At 64.7% G+C, this 15,538-nt stretch carries 14 protein-coding genes; 11 read left to right on the plus strand and 3 right to left on the minus strand.

Annotated elements, in window-relative coordinates; translation table 11 throughout:
* The first annotated feature begins 93 nt into the window (after window positions 1–93).
* The 5 genes from ACOOEX_RS10120 (at window position 94) to ACOOEX_RS10140 (ending at window position 5,053) form a co-directional block, all read left to right on the plus strand.
* A complete protein-coding gene (locus ACOOEX_RS10120) occupies window positions 94–231 on the plus strand; it encodes a hypothetical protein (RefSeq protein ID WP_158514318.1) in 138 nt (45 codons plus the stop codon).
* Complete coding sequence (locus ACOOEX_RS10125; RefSeq protein ID WP_420398268.1) at window positions 221–1,726, plus strand: hypothetical protein; 1,506 nt, start codon at window positions 221–223, stop codon at window positions 1,724–1,726. Before ACOOEX_RS10120 ends, ACOOEX_RS10125 begins: the two co-directional genes overlap by 11 nt.
* On the plus strand, window positions 1,723–2,649 hold the full coding sequence (locus ACOOEX_RS10130) for a site-specific tyrosine recombinase XerD (protein ID WP_420398269.1): 927 nt from the start codon (window positions 1,723–1,725) through the stop codon (window positions 2,647–2,649). The genes ACOOEX_RS10125 and ACOOEX_RS10130 overlap by 4 nt, the downstream gene beginning before the upstream one ends.
* 71 nt (window positions 2,650–2,720) lie before the next feature.
* A complete protein-coding gene (locus ACOOEX_RS10135) occupies window positions 2,721–4,295 on the plus strand; it encodes a GMC oxidoreductase (RefSeq protein WP_420398270.1) in 1,575 nt (524 codons plus the stop codon).
* Window positions 4,292–5,053, plus strand: a complete 762-nt coding sequence (locus ACOOEX_RS10140) for an SDR family NAD(P)-dependent oxidoreductase (protein WP_420398271.1) — start codon at window positions 4,292–4,294, stop codon at window positions 5,051–5,053. The genes ACOOEX_RS10135 and ACOOEX_RS10140 overlap by 4 nt, the downstream gene beginning before the upstream one ends.
* Here the strand turns inward: ACOOEX_RS10140 and ACOOEX_RS10145 are convergent.
* Window positions 5,050–5,796, minus strand: a complete 747-nt coding sequence (locus tag ACOOEX_RS10145) for a WecB/TagA/CpsF family glycosyltransferase (RefSeq protein WP_420398272.1) — start codon at window positions 5,794–5,796, stop codon at window positions 5,050–5,052. The genes ACOOEX_RS10140 and ACOOEX_RS10145 overlap by 4 nt on opposite strands.
* 126 nt (window positions 5,797–5,922) lie before the next feature.
* Between ACOOEX_RS10145 and ACOOEX_RS10150 the strand changes: the two genes are divergently transcribed.
* From ACOOEX_RS10150 to ACOOEX_RS10175, 6 genes are all read left to right on the plus strand, one after another.
* Window positions 5,923–7,071, plus strand: a complete 1,149-nt coding sequence (locus ACOOEX_RS10150) for a Gfo/Idh/MocA family protein (RefSeq protein WP_420398273.1) — start codon at window positions 5,923–5,925, stop codon at window positions 7,069–7,071.
* On the plus strand, window positions 7,035–8,006 hold the full coding sequence (locus tag ACOOEX_RS10155) for an NAD-dependent epimerase/dehydratase family protein (RefSeq protein ID WP_420398274.1): 972 nt from the start codon (window positions 7,035–7,037) through the stop codon (window positions 8,004–8,006). Before ACOOEX_RS10150 ends, ACOOEX_RS10155 begins: the two co-directional genes overlap by 37 nt.
* Complete coding sequence (locus ACOOEX_RS10160; protein ID WP_420398275.1) at window positions 8,003–9,235, plus strand: glycosyltransferase family 4 protein; 1,233 nt, start codon at window positions 8,003–8,005, stop codon at window positions 9,233–9,235. Before ACOOEX_RS10155 ends, ACOOEX_RS10160 begins: the two co-directional genes overlap by 4 nt.
* A complete protein-coding gene (locus tag ACOOEX_RS10165; protein WP_420398276.1) occupies window positions 9,232–10,203 on the plus strand; it encodes a glycosyltransferase in 972 nt (323 codons plus the stop codon). Before ACOOEX_RS10160 ends, ACOOEX_RS10165 begins: the two co-directional genes overlap by 4 nt.
* Before the next feature lie 12 nt (window positions 10,204–10,215).
* Window positions 10,216–12,294 carry an NAD-dependent epimerase/dehydratase family protein gene (locus tag ACOOEX_RS10170; RefSeq protein WP_420398277.1) on the plus strand — a complete coding sequence of 693 codons (2,079 nt, stop codon included), beginning with the start codon at window positions 10,216–10,218 and terminating at the stop codon, window positions 12,292–12,294.
* Window positions 12,295–12,385: 91 nt separating this feature from the next.
* Window positions 12,386–13,303: a CpsD/CapB family tyrosine-protein kinase gene (locus ACOOEX_RS10175; protein WP_420398278.1), complete on the plus strand. Its 918-nt coding sequence runs from the start codon at window positions 12,386–12,388 to the stop codon at window positions 13,301–13,303.
* Here the strand turns inward: ACOOEX_RS10175 and ACOOEX_RS10180 are convergent, their stop codons facing one another.
* Window positions 13,304–14,653, minus strand: coding sequence for a Wzz/FepE/Etk N-terminal domain-containing protein (locus tag ACOOEX_RS10180; protein ID WP_306044243.1), 1,350 nt, complete (start codon window positions 14,651–14,653; stop codon window positions 13,304–13,306).
* A gap of 153 nt (window positions 14,654–14,806) precedes the next feature.
* Window positions 14,807–15,538, minus strand: a complete 732-nt coding sequence (locus ACOOEX_RS10185; protein ID WP_306044244.1) for a 4'-phosphopantetheinyl transferase family protein — start codon at window positions 15,536–15,538, stop codon at window positions 14,807–14,809.

Here is a 15,538-nt window from a genome sequence, read left to right on the forward strand (position 1 = left end):
ATCGTCCCCCTACTGGCGAAATTCCCTCGCAAGTGGCTTATAATGAAAAGATAGCGGCGGCAAACGCCGAAAATACCGGCAGGCTGGGGTCTCATGATTGGGCGCATTTTCAAGGTTTTCTTTTTTCTCGCGCTGCTCGGGGTGATCGGGCTCGTAGGTTATGCCTATTCCGGGTTGATGCAGCCTCAGACGCGCGAAATTACGCGGCCGGTGGATCTGGATGTGGACTAGGGCAGCGCTGATCACGGTGGCATTGGCAGGCCCGGCCGCCGCACAGGAGGCGGTGGAGCAAACCGCCCCGCCGGAATGGCTGTCGGAAACGCTGCTCAGCCCGCACGGCAACATCGCCACCTCCGCGACACCTGCGGAAATCACGGTCATGCCGATTGGCGCGGTCAACCTCGATGCTGTCGGGCTGCTCTCTCCGAATCAGACCGGACTGCCAGCAGACCTCTGGGCCGGGTCCGAATCCGCGACCCTGGCCAATCTCTTCCGCGCTCAGACCGATCTGGCGCTGCCCTCGATCCAGCGCTTCACCACCATGCTGGCGCTGGCCGAGCTGAACCCACCCCCCGACAGCACGGCCGAGGCAGAGCTGTTTCTCGCCCGTCTCGACATGCTGCTGTCCCGGGGCGCCATCGATGCCGCCCGCGCCATGATGGAGCGCGCAGGCCCAAGCGCGCCGCAGGTTTTTCGCCGCTGGTTCGACGTGACCCTGCTGACCGATCAGCCTGATCGCGCCTGCGCCACCATGCGCGCCAACCCCGATATCGCGCCATCCTTCCCGGCGCGGATTTTCTGCCTTGCCCGCAATGGCGACTGGTCCGCCGCAGCGCTGACACTTGGCACGGGCGAAGCACTCGGCTTCATCGACGAGGCCGAGGGCGAATTGATTGCCCGTTTCCTCGACCCGGAACTCTTCGAAGGCGAACCTCCTCTGCCGCTCGATCTCTCACCCTCGCCCCTGCATTACGTGATGCGGGTGGCAATCGGCGAACGCCCCGGTGCCGGTCAACTCCCCCTGCCCTTCGCCCATGCGGACATGGCCGATGTGGCGGGCTGGCGGGCGCAGCTTGACGCCGCTGAACGGCTGGCCCGTGCAGGGGCGATCACCCCCGATCAATGGCAGCTGATCGCCACCAGCCGCGTACCTTCTGCCTCTGGCGGGGTCTGGGACCGGATCGACGCCTTGCAGGAATTCGACGTGGCCCTTCTGGCCCAAGATCCCACCTTGGTGGCCGAGACGCTCCCCGATGCCTGGGCCGCCATGCAGGAGGCGCATCTGGAAGTACCCTTTGCAGAGCTTTATGCTCAAAGGCTGCTACGTCTGCCCCTGACCGGCGACCCCGCGATGCTGGCCCGCCGCGTGGCTCTATTGTCGGGCGAATATGAATCCGTCGCGCAGCTTGCCGTGCCGCAGTCCCCCGAGGAACGGTTCCTCTTTGCCGTGGCGCGCGGCCAGACCGCCCCGCCCGCGCCGGCAGGCGGCCTGCCCCGCGCCATCGCAGATGTCTTTTCCACGACCGCCATGCCGGACCGCTACGCGCGGCTCTATTCTGAGGGCCGGATCGGCGAGGCCATGCTGCGTGCCTCGCTGGTGCTTGGGGACGGGTCTGGCGACCTCGACGACATGCAGGATGCCCTGTCACTGTTCCGGGCCCTGGGATTGGAAACCGTAGCGCGGCGCACAGCGCTGGAATTGCTGATCCTGGAACGTCGGGGATGACCGCCGCCTGGATTTCCCCGTTTCTGGAAGCGCAGGCCGCTGAGCTGAACGCCGCCGAAAATACCCTGCTGGCATATGGCCGCGACCTGCGGGATGCCTGCGACTGGCTGGCCGCGCGCGGGATTGGCTTTGACATCGCCACGCGGGCCGATCTGGAGGCCTATCTGATTGCGCTCGACGCCGAGGGACTTGCCCGCTCCACCCGCGCGCGGCGGCTGTCTTCACTGAAACAGCTTTACCGCTTCGCCTATGAGGACGGGCTGCGCACCGACAATCCAGCGCTCCAGATCAAGGGGCCGGGGCGCGACAAGGCGCTGCCCAAAACCCTGACGATGGAGGAGGTGGACCGCCTGCTTTCCGCCGCCGAAACCCATGGCCGCAGCGCGGGGGACCGGCTGCGCAACACCTGCCTGATGCAACTGCTTTACGCAACGGGCATGCGGGTCAGCGAACTTGTGGGCTTGCCCGTTTCCGCCGCGCGGGGCAATCCGCAAGTGTTGCTGATCCGGGGCAAGGGCGGCAAGGAACGCATGGTGCCGCTGTCCCCCCCGGCCAGGGCCGCGCTGGCGGCATGGCTGGTCCATCGCGATGAGGCCGAGGAGGTGGCGCGGATCGAAAAGGGTACGCTACCCTCCCGCTTTCTCTTCCCCTCGCATGGTAAGGCCGGGCACCTGACACGCGTCAGGTTTTTCACCCTGATCAAGGAGTTGGCGGTAGAGGGCGGCGTCTCCCCCGACGCTGTCACCCCGCATACGCTGCGCCATGCCTTCGCAACCCATCTGTTGCAGAACGGGGCTGATCTGCGGGCCATCCAGACTCTCCTTGGCCATGCCGATATCGCCACGACCGAGATCTACACCCATGTGCTCGATGAACGGCTGAAGGCGCTGGTGCTGGAAAAGCACCCCTTGGCAAAATCCTGATTTCTCACGGGTTTCGCCCCGAAGGGGCCGTATTCCGGGTTTAGACCTGCGCGCAACGACAAAGGGCACAGATGCAGGCACAGATTTCCGATATCCGGGACACCCACTGGGACGCGATCGTGATCGGCACGGGCGTGGGCGGCGGCGTGGCAGGCCGCGCGCTGGCAGAGGCCGGGATGAAGGTGCTGTTTCTGGAGAAGGGCCGCGCCGGTTTCCGGACGGAAGAAACCGCACTCAACCTCGATATGCCAGATCCGGTCGCCCGCGCGATCCGTGGCTTTTGGCCCGATCCGATATCGGTCAATCTGGACGGGCGCCCACAAGAGATTTTCGCCCCAATTGGCGTAGGCCCCGGTGGCTCCTCGGTCTTCTATGCCGCGACGCTGGAACGCCCCGAACCGCATGATCTGGACGACCTGCCGGACCGTCCTCACCCCACCGGCGGCTGGCCCGTGGGGTTCGCGGCGATGCGGCCATGGTTCGACGCCGCCCAGACCATGTTCCACATTCATGGGGAGCCTGACCCGCTATCCTGTGTGCCAAGCCCCGCCGTTGCCGCACCCCACCCGGCTGCCCCCGGCGATGCGATGATCATGGACCGGTTGCGCGGCAATGGTCTGCACCCTTACCGGCTGCACACGGCGGTCAAGCGGCTGGACGGGTGCAAGGATTGCCTTGGCCACAAATGCCCCCGCGCCTGCAAGATGGATGGGCGCTCTGCCGGTGTCGAACCGGCGCTGGCCACCGGGAATGCCGCGTTGCTGACAGGCTGCGAAGTGACGCGCCTGACCCGGAACGACGATCATTCGGTCAGTGTCGAAATGTGCCGGGATGGTCTGTTCGAAACCCTGTCTGCTCGCCATGTCGTCCTGGCTGCTGGCGCGTTGACCTCCCCCCGGCTGCTGCTGGCATCACGCAGCGAGCAGGACCCCAAGGGCATCGGCAACGCCGCTGGTCTGGTCGGCTGTAACCTGATGTTTCACCTCAACGAAATCTTTGCGCTCTGGCCCGGCAAATCTGCGGGATTCACAGGGCCATCCAAATCCGTGGGCTTCCGCGATCACTATTTTGCCAAGGGCCAGCGGCTCGGGATGGTGCAGGCCATGGGCATCGACGTGGGTTACGGAGAGATCGTGCATCACCTGCGCGGACGCGTGGCGCGCAGCTGGATGCGGCATGTGCCCGGCGCGATGGACCTGACACGAATTCCAGCGGCCATCGGGGCAAAGGTGATGGGCACCGCCAAGGTCTTCGTCGGCCTTCTGGAGGATTTGCCCTATGCCGAAAATCGTGTGGTTCTGGATGCAGACAATCCCGGCCAGATCATGCTGGAATACCGAGTGTCGGAGGAACTTCTGGCGCGGCGCAAACTGTTCCGGCGACTGATCCGAAACTCTTTCAAAGGCACCCGCACCGCCTTTCTGACGCATGAGCCAGAACCCAATTTCGGCCATCCCTGCGGTACGTTACGGATGGGTGTTGATGTTGGTAAATCAGTGGTGAATGCTGAGTGTCGCGTGCATGACGTGCCCAATCTCTGGGTCACAGATGCCTCTGTCTTCCCGACATCCATGGGCGTCAACCCAAGCCTGACCATCGCTGCGAATGCGCTGCGCGTGGCCGACCGGATAAAGGACAGCAAATGACCGATCTGACCCAAGGCATTGCGGTAGTGACAGGAGCTGGCGGCGGACTGGGCCGGGCGCTGGCGGTGGAGCTTTCTCACAGCATGACAGTGGTTGGCCTGGGCCGCGACGCGACCGCGTTGGAGGGCACCGCGCAATTGTCCTCTGAGGGCAGGTTTCACGGCGTCGAAGCGGATGTATCCTGCTTCAACTCCACCTCGCAGGCATTTGAAAAAGCGAGAATACATGGGTCCATAACGCTCCTTATCAACAACGCAGCCCAATACCCGCGCCGGGACTTCACCGAGGAAACAGCCGAGAGCTTCATGGAGGTTGTCGCCACCAATCTGGGTGGCACGGTGGCTTGCACCCGCGCGGCGCTGGACAACATGCTGGACACAGGATTTGGCCGCATAATGAACGTGGCGACCTTTGCCGATATCGCGCCGCTGCCCGCATCCTCTGCCTATTCCGTATCGAAGGGGGCCGCGCGAATCTTCACACGCGCGCTGATCGCCGATCTCGGCGACCGTTTTCCGGGGATCGTGGTCAATGACTGGATGCCCGGCATGCTGGCCACGAAAATGGGCATCCCCGACGGGCTGGCACCGGAACAGGCGGCGAAATGGGGGGCACAACTGGCGCTGTGGCATGATCCCAGCCTGACCGGCACGACGTGGGAGATGGACCGCGAAATTCCGCCGCCACGGTCGCTGAAACGCCGCATCGCCGACCGGATGCTTATGAAACCCCGCATTGCCGCGCGCCGTTTGGGTTAACGCATCCGCCAGGACCGCCAAAGATGCCCCGGCAGGTCGCGGAACGCCGCGCCGTAGCGCGCGGCCATCCGGCGCGGGCTGCCAAGCAATCGCCACAGCCATTCCAGTGCCAACCGCCGCACCCATGAAGGCGCGCGGGTCTGCTGGCCCGAGAGAAAATCCAGCCCCGCCCCGATGGAGGCAAAGCCGATCTCCGGCACGATTTGACGGCCTCGGGCCGCGAGGATTTCCTGCTTGGGGGCACCAAGGGCCAGAAAACACAGGCGAACGCCCGCCGCACTCAACCCCCGCAATATTTCATCCGCCGCCGGGCTCGTTGGATCAAACCCCATCGGCGGGGCCACCTTTGCCACGACCCGCAGCCCCGGCACCTGCGCCGCCAGAGCGGTGGCCGCCCCGGTCAGGCTGTCATCCGTGCTGCCCACCAGCCCGAGCGGCACGTCCATCTCGGCTGCGATCCGGCAGATCGGCAGGATCATGTCCGACCCCGGCAACAGCGCCACCGGTTGCCCCGCCAGCCGCGAACACCAGACGATCGGATTGCCATCGGCGGTCACGAAATCCTGCGCGTCATAGGCGGTGCGGAAGGGCCCCGGATCTCGCAGTTTGGTCAGGTGATCGAGATTGAGCGTGGCCAGCGCAAAGCCCTCACCCGCCGCAAACCGGGCGCGAACCGCACGCTCCAGCGCAGGCCAGCCGTCGATAGTGACGGTCACGTCGTGGTCACCAGCCCGGAATTTCATCGCTGCCCTCTGCCTTTGCGCCACTTTGCCCGAAACGCCGCTTGCACAAAAGAGCACCCGGCAGGACAAACTGTTGCCATGCTTTTGGGGTCAAAGTGACATCAAGACAAGAAGAAGAGCAGGCACATGACCCAGACCCGACCGGCCAACGGCACCGCGCCGAAGGGCACGCATCGCGTGGCCCTTGTGGGCTGTGGCTTCGTGGCCGATCTTTATATGCGGTCCTTTGCCAAGCACCCAGAGGTCACGATTACCGGTGTTCATGACCGCAATGCCGACCGGCTGTCTGCCTTTTCTTCCCACTGGTCCCTGCCCGCCTGTGACACATTGGAGGCGCTTTTTGCGACCAAGCCGGACCTGATCCTGAACCTGACGAACCCGATCTCCCATGCTGAAATCACACGGTGTTGCCTTGAGGCCGGACATCATGTGTTCAGCGAAAAACCCATGGTGCTGTCGATGGATGACGCAACGGCGCTGCATGGGCTGGCCCGCGCCAATGGCCTGCAACTGGGCAGCGCGCCGTCCTCGGTTCTAGGGGAAGCGGCTCAGACTCTGGCAAAGGCCCTGCGCGACGGCATCGCGGGCACGCCCCGGCTGATCTATGCGGAGCTTGACGACGGGTTCATCCCGCAAGCCCCGGTCGAGGGCTGGGTCAGCGCCTCCGGCGCACCCTGGCCCTTTGTCGATGAGTTCCGCACCGGCTGCACGCTGGAACATGCGGGCTATTACCTCAGCTGGCTGATTGCCTGTTTCGGGGCGGTCGATAAGGTCGTGACCGCCACTGCCGAAATCCTTCCCGATAAGCGCGGCGTCAGCGGCTGCGCCCCGGATTTCTCCGTTGCCACCCTGCATTTCGCGCAAGGCCCCGTGGCCCGGTTGACCTGTTCCATCACCGCGCCCCATGACCACCGCCTGCGGATCGTGGGCGACAAAGGCGTGCTGGAGCTGGATCAGGCCTGGGACAATGCCGCGCCGGTGCGATTCCGCAAGCGGCTGCGCATTCGGCGGCGGCTGCTGGAAAGCCCGGTCGCGAAACGTCTGCGCCTGCGTGGGGCGACCCATCCGAAGGTGACCCGCGAAGGGGCCGCCGCGATGAATTTCGCGCTCGGACCGGTTGAGATGCTGGAGGCGATTGCCGCTGGCCGACCTTCGCGCATCGCGGGGGACTATGCCCTGCATCTGACCGAGGTGACGCTGGCCTGCCAGGCCGAGGGCGTGCACCGGATTACGACAGGATGCGAACAGATGGAGCCGATGCCATGGGCGCGCTGAGGGTCTTCATCACCGGGGCGGGCAGCTATGTGGGCCGGGCGGTTGCGGAGTTTGCCATGCGGGCGGGATATGAGGTCGTGCTGCATTCCCGGTACGGGCACCGTGGCGGCTGGCCCGAGGTGCCCGAGGTCTTTCCGGTCGAAGGCCCGCTGGATGGCCCGGATATGCCGGGGCTTCTGACAGGATGCGCGGCGCTGATCCATGTGGCGGGCCGGATGAGCGGCTCCGAAGACGAATTTCGCAAGGATGTCGTCGAAGACAGCACCGCCCTGATGCGCGCTGCGGCCAAGGCCGGGGTGCCGCGCGTGGTGCTGGCCGGGTCCGTTTCGGTCTATGGCGCGGGCGATCCGGGCAAGGTCATCACCGAAGACAGCCCGCTGGAGCCGCGCCCTGACCTGCGCGACGCCTATATGCGCGCCAAGCTGGCGCAAGAGGACGTGATGCAGGCCGAGGCCGACAAGGCCGGGATGGACCTGTCCATTCTGCGGCTCGGGGCGATCTGGGGACCGGGGCGGCTCTGGTCCGCGCATTTCGGGCCAAGCAAGGGCTCGGTGCTGATCCGCATTGGCCGCGATGGCCAAGTGCCGCTGTGTGAGATCGACCGCGCGGGTGAAGCGCTTGTCGCTGCCGTCACCGCCCCGCCCTGCACCGTGAATGTACTGGATGACGACCTTCCCGACCGGGTGCGGTTCCTGAACGCGCTGTCGGTCTCGGGCTGGCCCCGCGTGATCCTGCCGATTCACTGGCGGCTGCTGGACCGGATCGCAGGGGACAACCCCAACCGCCCCGGCCTTCTGCGCCGCCCGACCCTGCGCGCGCGAATGATGCCCATGGGGTGGGATGGAAGCTGTGCCGTCGAGGCGCTCGGCCTCGCCCCGCAGCACGAGTTCGAGGCACTGATGGCTGCCAATCTGATTGCGGGGGTCGAGGCATGAAGATCGCGTACCTGACCGGCGAATACCCCCGTGCCACCGACACCTTCATTCAGCGTGAAGTCGCGGCGTTGCGCGATGAGGGGCTTGAGGTTCTGACCTGCTCCATCCGGCGCACGGGCGACGACCATTTGGTGGGCGAGGAACAGAGGCAGGAGGCCGCGCGCACCTTCCATGTGCTGCCCGCCGTGGCGAACCCGCTGACCATGGCGCGGGCCGAGCTGGCGATGCTGCCCCGGCTTGGGCGCTATATCCGGGCGCTGACGTTGGCATGGCGGACCGCCCCAAAGGGGATCAAGGGCCGCCTTTACAACCTGATCTATTTCACCGAGGCGGTGGTTCTGGCCCATCACCTGCGTAAAAATGGCGTCCAGCACCTGCACAACCATATCGCCAAGTCGAGCTGCACCGTGGCGATGCTGGCCTCGGAATTGTCTGGCATCCCTTACAGTTTCACCCTGCATGGACCCGATATCTTCTTTGCCCCCGAACACTGGCGGCTGGACGAAAAGATCGCCCGCGCCCGGTTTGTCGCCTGCATCAGCGAGTTCTGCCGGTCGCAGGCGATGTTCTTCTCGGCCCAGGACCATTGGGGAAAGCTCAAAATCATCCATTGCGGGGTGGAGCCGGACCGATATGCGCCGGGCGCACGTGATGGCACGAGGCTGATGTTCGTGGGGCGTCTGGCAGCGGTCAAGGGCGTGCCCGTTCTGCTGGAGGCGCTGGCCAAAGCGAGAGAGGTGCAGCCCGATCTGACCCTGACCCTCGTGGGCGACGGACCTGACCGCGTCGCCTTGGAAACACAAGCAAAGGCGATGAACCTTGTTGGGGCTGTCACTTTCGCAGGATACAAGTCTCAATCCGAAGTCGCCGAATTGCTGGCCAGCCACGACGCGCTTGTCCTGCCCAGTTTTGCCGAAGGGGTGCCGGTGGTGCTGATGGAGGCGATGGCCGCCCGGATGCCCGCCATTGCAACGGCGGTCGGCGGGGTCTCGGAACTGGTCGAAGATGGGAAAACCGGCTGTCTGGTTGCGCCGGGGGACAGCGACGCGTTGTGCGCGGCGATTCTGTCCCTCATGAGCGATGCCGAGAAACGGGCCGACATGGGGGACGCGGGACGCGCCAAGATTGAGGCCCATTTCACCGCCCGGACCGAGGCCGCCCGCCTCGCCGGCCTGTTTCGCGCAGGAACAGAGCTGCCACCCGAGAAACGGCCGGAGGTCACGCGATGAAAACCGCCATTGCCATCATTCTGATCGGACGCAACGAAGGCGACCGGCTGAAACGCGCCCTTGACAGCGTTACGGGGCTGGTGGACCGGATCGTCTATGTCGACAGCGGCTCGACCGATGCCAGCGTGTCCTATGCGCAGTCCAAGGGCGTTCAGGTGGTGGAACTGGACATGTCCATCCCCTTTACGGCCGCCCGCGCCCGCAATGCCGGGGTGGATGCCTTGCGAGAGGAAGGACTGCCCGAGTTCCTGCAATTCATCGACGGGGATTGCGCCCTGATGCGCGACTGGCTGTCGATCGCGCTCTCCGTCATGCGGGCGGATACCGGGCTTGGCGTCGTCACCGGCTGGCGGCGAGAGATTCATCCCGATGCCAGCATCTACAACGCCATGTGCGATCATGAGTGGTATCGCCCTGCGGGTCCCATCGTGGCCTGCGGAGGGGATATGCTGGTCCGAAGCGAGGCTTTTGAGGCGGCGGGCGGCTTCAACCCGGATGTCATCGCTGCCGAAGATGATGAATTTTGCCTGAGGGTTCGCATGGCGGGTTACAAACTGCTGCGCATTCCGCGCAACATGACCGCCCATGACGCCGATATGCACCGGTTTTCGCAATGGTGGAAACGCTCGGTCAGGAACGGCCATGGCTTTGCGCAATTGGGCGCGCTACACGGATCGCATCTGAGCCGGGAACGCGCACGGGTCTATGTGTTCGGGCTGATGCTGCCCGCCGTGGCGCTGGCCGGACTGGCAACCAATCTCTGGGTCGTGGCAGGTGTTCTGGCCCTTTACGCGGGCTCTTATGTCAGTGCTCTGAGGGGGCTGCTGCGGGACGGAATCGCGCCCGGCTTGGCTTGGCGGTTTGCCGGGTTCCTGACCCTGTCCAAGATCCCCAACCTCATTGGCATGGCGACGTTCGCCCTGCGCCGGCTCCGCGGGCGGTCCATGCGGATCATCGAATATAAATAAAGGCTTATGAACGTGAGTGCATCTACCCCCATTCGAATCGGCCTCATTGGCGCGGGCTATATCGCCAGCTGGCATGCTGACGCGCTGAAGGCGACACCGGGCGTGCAGATCACCGCCGTTTGCGACCGCAGCCGGGGCGCGGCAGACGGGTTGGCCGCTGCCCATGGCGCGCAGGTGTTTACCTCGGTGGCCGAGCTGATCGCCGCGCGGGTCTGCGACGCGGTGCATATCCTGACACCCCCCAACCTGCATCATGATCTGGCGGTGGAATGCCTGGAGGGCGGGCTGGATGTGCTGGTGGAGAAACCGGTTGCGCTCTCTTCCGCCGAGACCCGCTCGATCGCGGAAACCGCCGCCCGCACGGGCAAGCGGTTTTCCCCCGGGCACAACTTCCTTGGCCTGCCGCGCTACGAAAAGCTGAAAGCGATGGTCACCGATGGCGCGCTTGGCCGCATCGCCGAGGCGCGGATCAACTGGTGTCTGCCACTTGCCCCCCTGCGGTCTGGTCCCTACGGGTTGTGGCTGCTGCGTGAGCCAAAGAACCTGCTGCTGGAGCTTGGGCCGCATCCGTTTTCCTTCGCGGTGGACCTTTTCGGTCCGCTTGAAATTCTGTCTGCGGTGACCAGCCAGCCTGTGACCCTGCCGGGCGGCGACACCCGCGACCAAAGCTGGCGCATCCTCGCCCGCGCGGGCGATGTGGATGTGACGTTGACGCTCTCTATGGTCGAAACCATTGATGACAGGACTGTTACCCTGCGTGGGTCCTCCGGCTTGGCGCGGCTCGACTACGCCGCCGATACCCTTGTCACGACCCGTGACAACACCGCTGATCTGGTGGTGAACCCCCTGCTGAAGCAACTGGGTGCGGCCAGGGAACATCTGCGCGAGGGGCTGCGCAATGCTGCGATCCAGACTGCATCTTTGAACCGTCGCAGCCCCTATGGGCAGAGCTTTCAGGGCATGAACCGCGCCGTTTATGGCGGTCCGGACCCGCGCTTTTCGCCCGAGGCCGCCGTCACCGTCATGCAGGCCATCGACGACACCCTGTCCCTGATCCCGGAACAGCCTGCCCCCGTTATCGTCACCGGCACCCCGCGCCCCGGCGTCATGGTGATCGGCGGCACCGGCTATATCGGGCGCAACCTGACGCGGGCATTGGTGGCGCGGGGTCATGACGTAAGGGTGCTGTCGCGCGGGGCGCATGGCCCCTTCCCCGATATCGCCGACCACGTGGAAACCTGCCCCGTCTCACTGACCGACAAGGCGGGCATCGCGGCGGCGATGGAGGGGATTCACACCGTCTATAACCTCGCGAAATCCATGGATGACACATGGGAGGACGCGCTGAAAAACGATGTGGGCACCGCCGTGCGGATCGGCGAAGCCGCGTTACAGGCAGGTGTATCACGGCTGATCTACACCGGCACGATTGCGTCTTACGACATGTCCGATCCCGACGGGATGATCACCGAGGCCACGGGCTTTGGCGATATCGAGGCACGGAACCTCTATGCACGGTCCAAGGCGGAATGCGAGCGGCGGCTGATGCAGATGCACCGGCAAAAGGGGCTGCCACTGGTCATCGCGCGCCCCGGTATCGTGGTGGGCGGCGACGGACCCTTGCAGCATTGGGGGATCGGACGCTGGCACGGGGCGGGGGCGGTCAAGCTGTGGGGCAACGGGCGCAATATCCTACCCTTCGTGCTGGCCGATGACCTGTCGGACGGGTTGATCGAGATGATGGAGCGGGACGGTGCGATCGGCCGCAGCTTCAACCTGACGGGGGAGCATCTGTTGACCGGACGCGACTATTTCGACGCCATTCATGACCGGCTCGGCGCACGGATGCGGGTCAGTTCCGGCAATCTGACCGCCATGTGGATGGCGGACGGGGTGAAATACGCGCTGAAACGCTATGCGCTTGGCCGCCGCAATGCGGCGCGCCCGTCGCTGGCCGACTGGAAGTCGCGGGCGCATCTGGCGCGCTTCGACAACAGCCTGCCCAAGCGGGTGCTCGGCTGGCAGCCGGAAGCGGACCGCGACAGGTTCCTGACACGCGCAATGGATGCAAAGGCGCTGTTCGGGATCTGAACCTGCACTGTCAAAGGGCTTAATTGTGCCAAACTTGCCCTATATAACGATAAGCGCCGGAAAACCGGCCAAGAACAGGACCTGAGTGAGAATGAGCAGCAACCGCCCGAATACCGGCCCCGATGACGGGCTGAGCGACAGCGACCGGCGCCGCCGGGCGTTGGAACGGCGGCTGCGTGAGGCGCTGACCGCCGACCGTCCGACGGAGCAGGACAATGAGGTGGATGCCACCGAACCCCAGGCCCCTGCCCCGACGCCGTCTGCCCGCACGAACAGCAGCGATATATGGGATCGCCTGCCGCGCATTCCCGTAGAACCGGCGCGGCTCGACCGCAACCTTGTGATCACCGCAAATCGCCACGACCCGGCGCACGGGGCCTTTGACGTGCTGCGCACCCGGATCGTGCAGGCCATGCGCGATCACGGCTGGAGCCGGATCGGCATCACCTCTCCCAATCCCGGCAATGGCAAGAGTTTCACCGCCATTAACCTCGCGATCAGCCTGTCACGCCTGTCTGATCTGCGGACCGCGCTGATCGATATGGACCTGCGCCGCCCCGGACTGGCCCGCATCCTCGGGCTGCGCGACATGCCTGCCACGGCGGATTTCCTGCGCGGCGAGATCGACACCGCGACCTACCTGTCAACCTTCGCCCCCAATATGCTCAATATCGGTGACAAGCTGGCGCTTGGCGTCAATGGCAGGACCGATCCCTATGCTGCGGAGTTGTTGCAAAACCCGACGACGACCGAGGTTCTGACCCGCATGCAGGCGGAACTCGGCGCCGACCTGATCCTCTACGATCTGCCCCCCGCCCTTGCCATGGATGACGTGCTGGCCTTCCGCCCGCATATCGACTGCGTTCTGCTTGTCGTGGGTGGCGGCGAAACCCGCGCGCGAGATGTGCGCGAGGTGCAGCGTCGTCTCGGCGACGAACTTCCGATATTGGGGGTGGTGATGAACAAGGCCGAGCTCGACGAAGAACCCGGCTATGGCTACGGCGGCTGATCAGTCGCGCGTCGTGCGCCGCATGACAACCGCCAATTCCTGACCCTGCGCCTGAGGCAGACGATCCGCAATCGCGCGCCACCAGCCACGCACCAGACCAACCGCACCGACCACCGCAGCAGTCAGCAGCCCGATCCAGAGAACGCGGCCCCGGCGCACCTTGCCCTGGCTGCGCAGATTGGGGATCACGACGACCGGTTGCACGCCAAGCTCGCGCTCGAACTGACGTGCGCTGCGCAGACGTCCATCAAGGATCTCCAGCAATAGCGCCGCAGCGGCTGCAAGGAACACCACCAGCATTCCCCCGGCCATGGCCAGCTTTTTGCGGCTGGTCGACACCGGAAACTCCGGCGGAATGGCGGTTTCCAGAACTTCGAAACGCTCTGCCTGATTGCGGGTTTCCAGAAGCTGGTTCATGGCCGCCTGCGCGCGGCGTTCGGTGATCACGCTCAATTCGCCCTGAAGCTGTTCAAGCTGGCGGTCGAAAACATGGGTCTGGCGCTCCACCTCCGGGGCGGTTAGCAGAACCGCCTCGATCTCGGCAATCGCGTCATTCACAAGCTGCAAACGCTGGTTCAGCAATTCCTGCTGCCGCAACCGGGCCTCGGCCAGCAATCGCCCGCTTTCGCTTTCCAGCTCGATGATCTGTTCCTCGATATTGATCCGGCTTTCCTCCAGCCGGGACAATTGGGTGCGCTGCGAGGCAATGGCAGCGGGCAGAGCTGCCGAATTGGCCTGCCGGAACTCGGAATAGGCAAACTCCAGTTCTTCGATTTCAGCGGTCAGGCGCGCCTCTTCGGCCTCCAGAAACTCCAGCGTGCGCGCCGTCCGGCCCGAGGTCCGTTCCTGCGCCTCTTCGAGCACCCGGTCGAGGAAGCGATTGGCGATGGCCGCCGCGATATCCGGGTCGGACAGGCGCACCGTGATCACCAGCCCGGAAGGCTGCACATCGGGACGCCAGGCCTGTTCGGGGTCGATCAGCTCGATGATCTGGACAGACTGGCGCACCAGCGCGACGCGTTCGGTGATCGACGGGATGCCCGAGAAGATGCCGAACTCGTCCAGAACCGTCATGATATGATCGCGCGACATCAGCTGCTGTTCGATCAGCTCCAGCTCGCTATTGGGGTTGAGCGTTCCGCCTGCGGCCCCGCCGCCTGTCTGGCTGGTCAGCCGTTCCACAACCTGCGCCGCTTCGATCTGCACGACCGCCGTCGCCTCGTAGACCCGAGGCTGGCTGAGCGCGTAGAGCACAACGGACGGCAACCCCACGGCCAGAATCAGCAAGACCACCCAGATGCGGCGAAGCAGGATGCGCGGGATATCCCAGATTGATGTGATCGGACCCATGGGGGGCAGTCCTTTCGGTTCATTTTTCAGGTGCCGGATGGCAGGCTGGCTATCGCTCCCGCGTGACCGGGCTTTGCAATTGAGGCGGCAACCGCCCCCGCGTTGCCATATCCTCGCCCCATTCTAGGTGATTTTTCGTCAAATTTCCAAGGACTAGGCCGTTTCGGTCTGGAAACACTCCATTTCCAAATCGGCATTCCGCGCCACATTCCCGCCATATTCCGTTGACAGCGGCAGTGCCATGAGCGTGCAGATCAGCCCGTCACGGCAGAAAAGCTGCCCTTCCAGCCGACGGCCCGCCCGATGCGGGCCAAAGCGCGTGCGCAGCGTGGCGGTAAAGCGGTTGCGGGCAAGATCCGGGGCGATGTCCATCGCATCGAATCCCACGATCCGACGAGACAGCGGATAAAGCGCCTTGTAGGTCGCTTCCTTGGCCGAAAAGATCATCTGCGCATAGCCACCTTGCAGGGGTTTTTGCTGATCTGACAGCCAGTTCCGATCAGTGTCAGTCAACACGGTCGGCCACAAATCCTCGGCAAGCGGGTCCAGCGCAGCCAGGTCCAGACCGAGCCCTGACAGCGAGGACCGGCGTGCAACGACCGCGATGCAGCGCCCTTCGTGATGGGTGATGGACCCGACAACGCCATTGGGCCAGACCGGTGCACGGTCGATCCCCATGGGGATCGCATAGGGAACCATGCCGATCACGCGAAGGGCATGACGCGCGGCGGCGCGGCCAGCGGCGAACTCAGCCTGACGGGCCGGTGTCGCGCGGGCCATGGCGCGGGATTCCCCGGGCCAGAAATCATGGGCCTCCCTGGCATGGGTCTCCCCATAGCCAAGCGTTCCGCCGCGCCAGCCGCTTTCGATGAGATCACGAAACAT

Source organism: Nioella sp. (assembly GCF_965215655.1).
Lineage (GTDB): Bacteria > Pseudomonadota > Alphaproteobacteria > Rhodobacterales > Rhodobacteraceae > Nioella.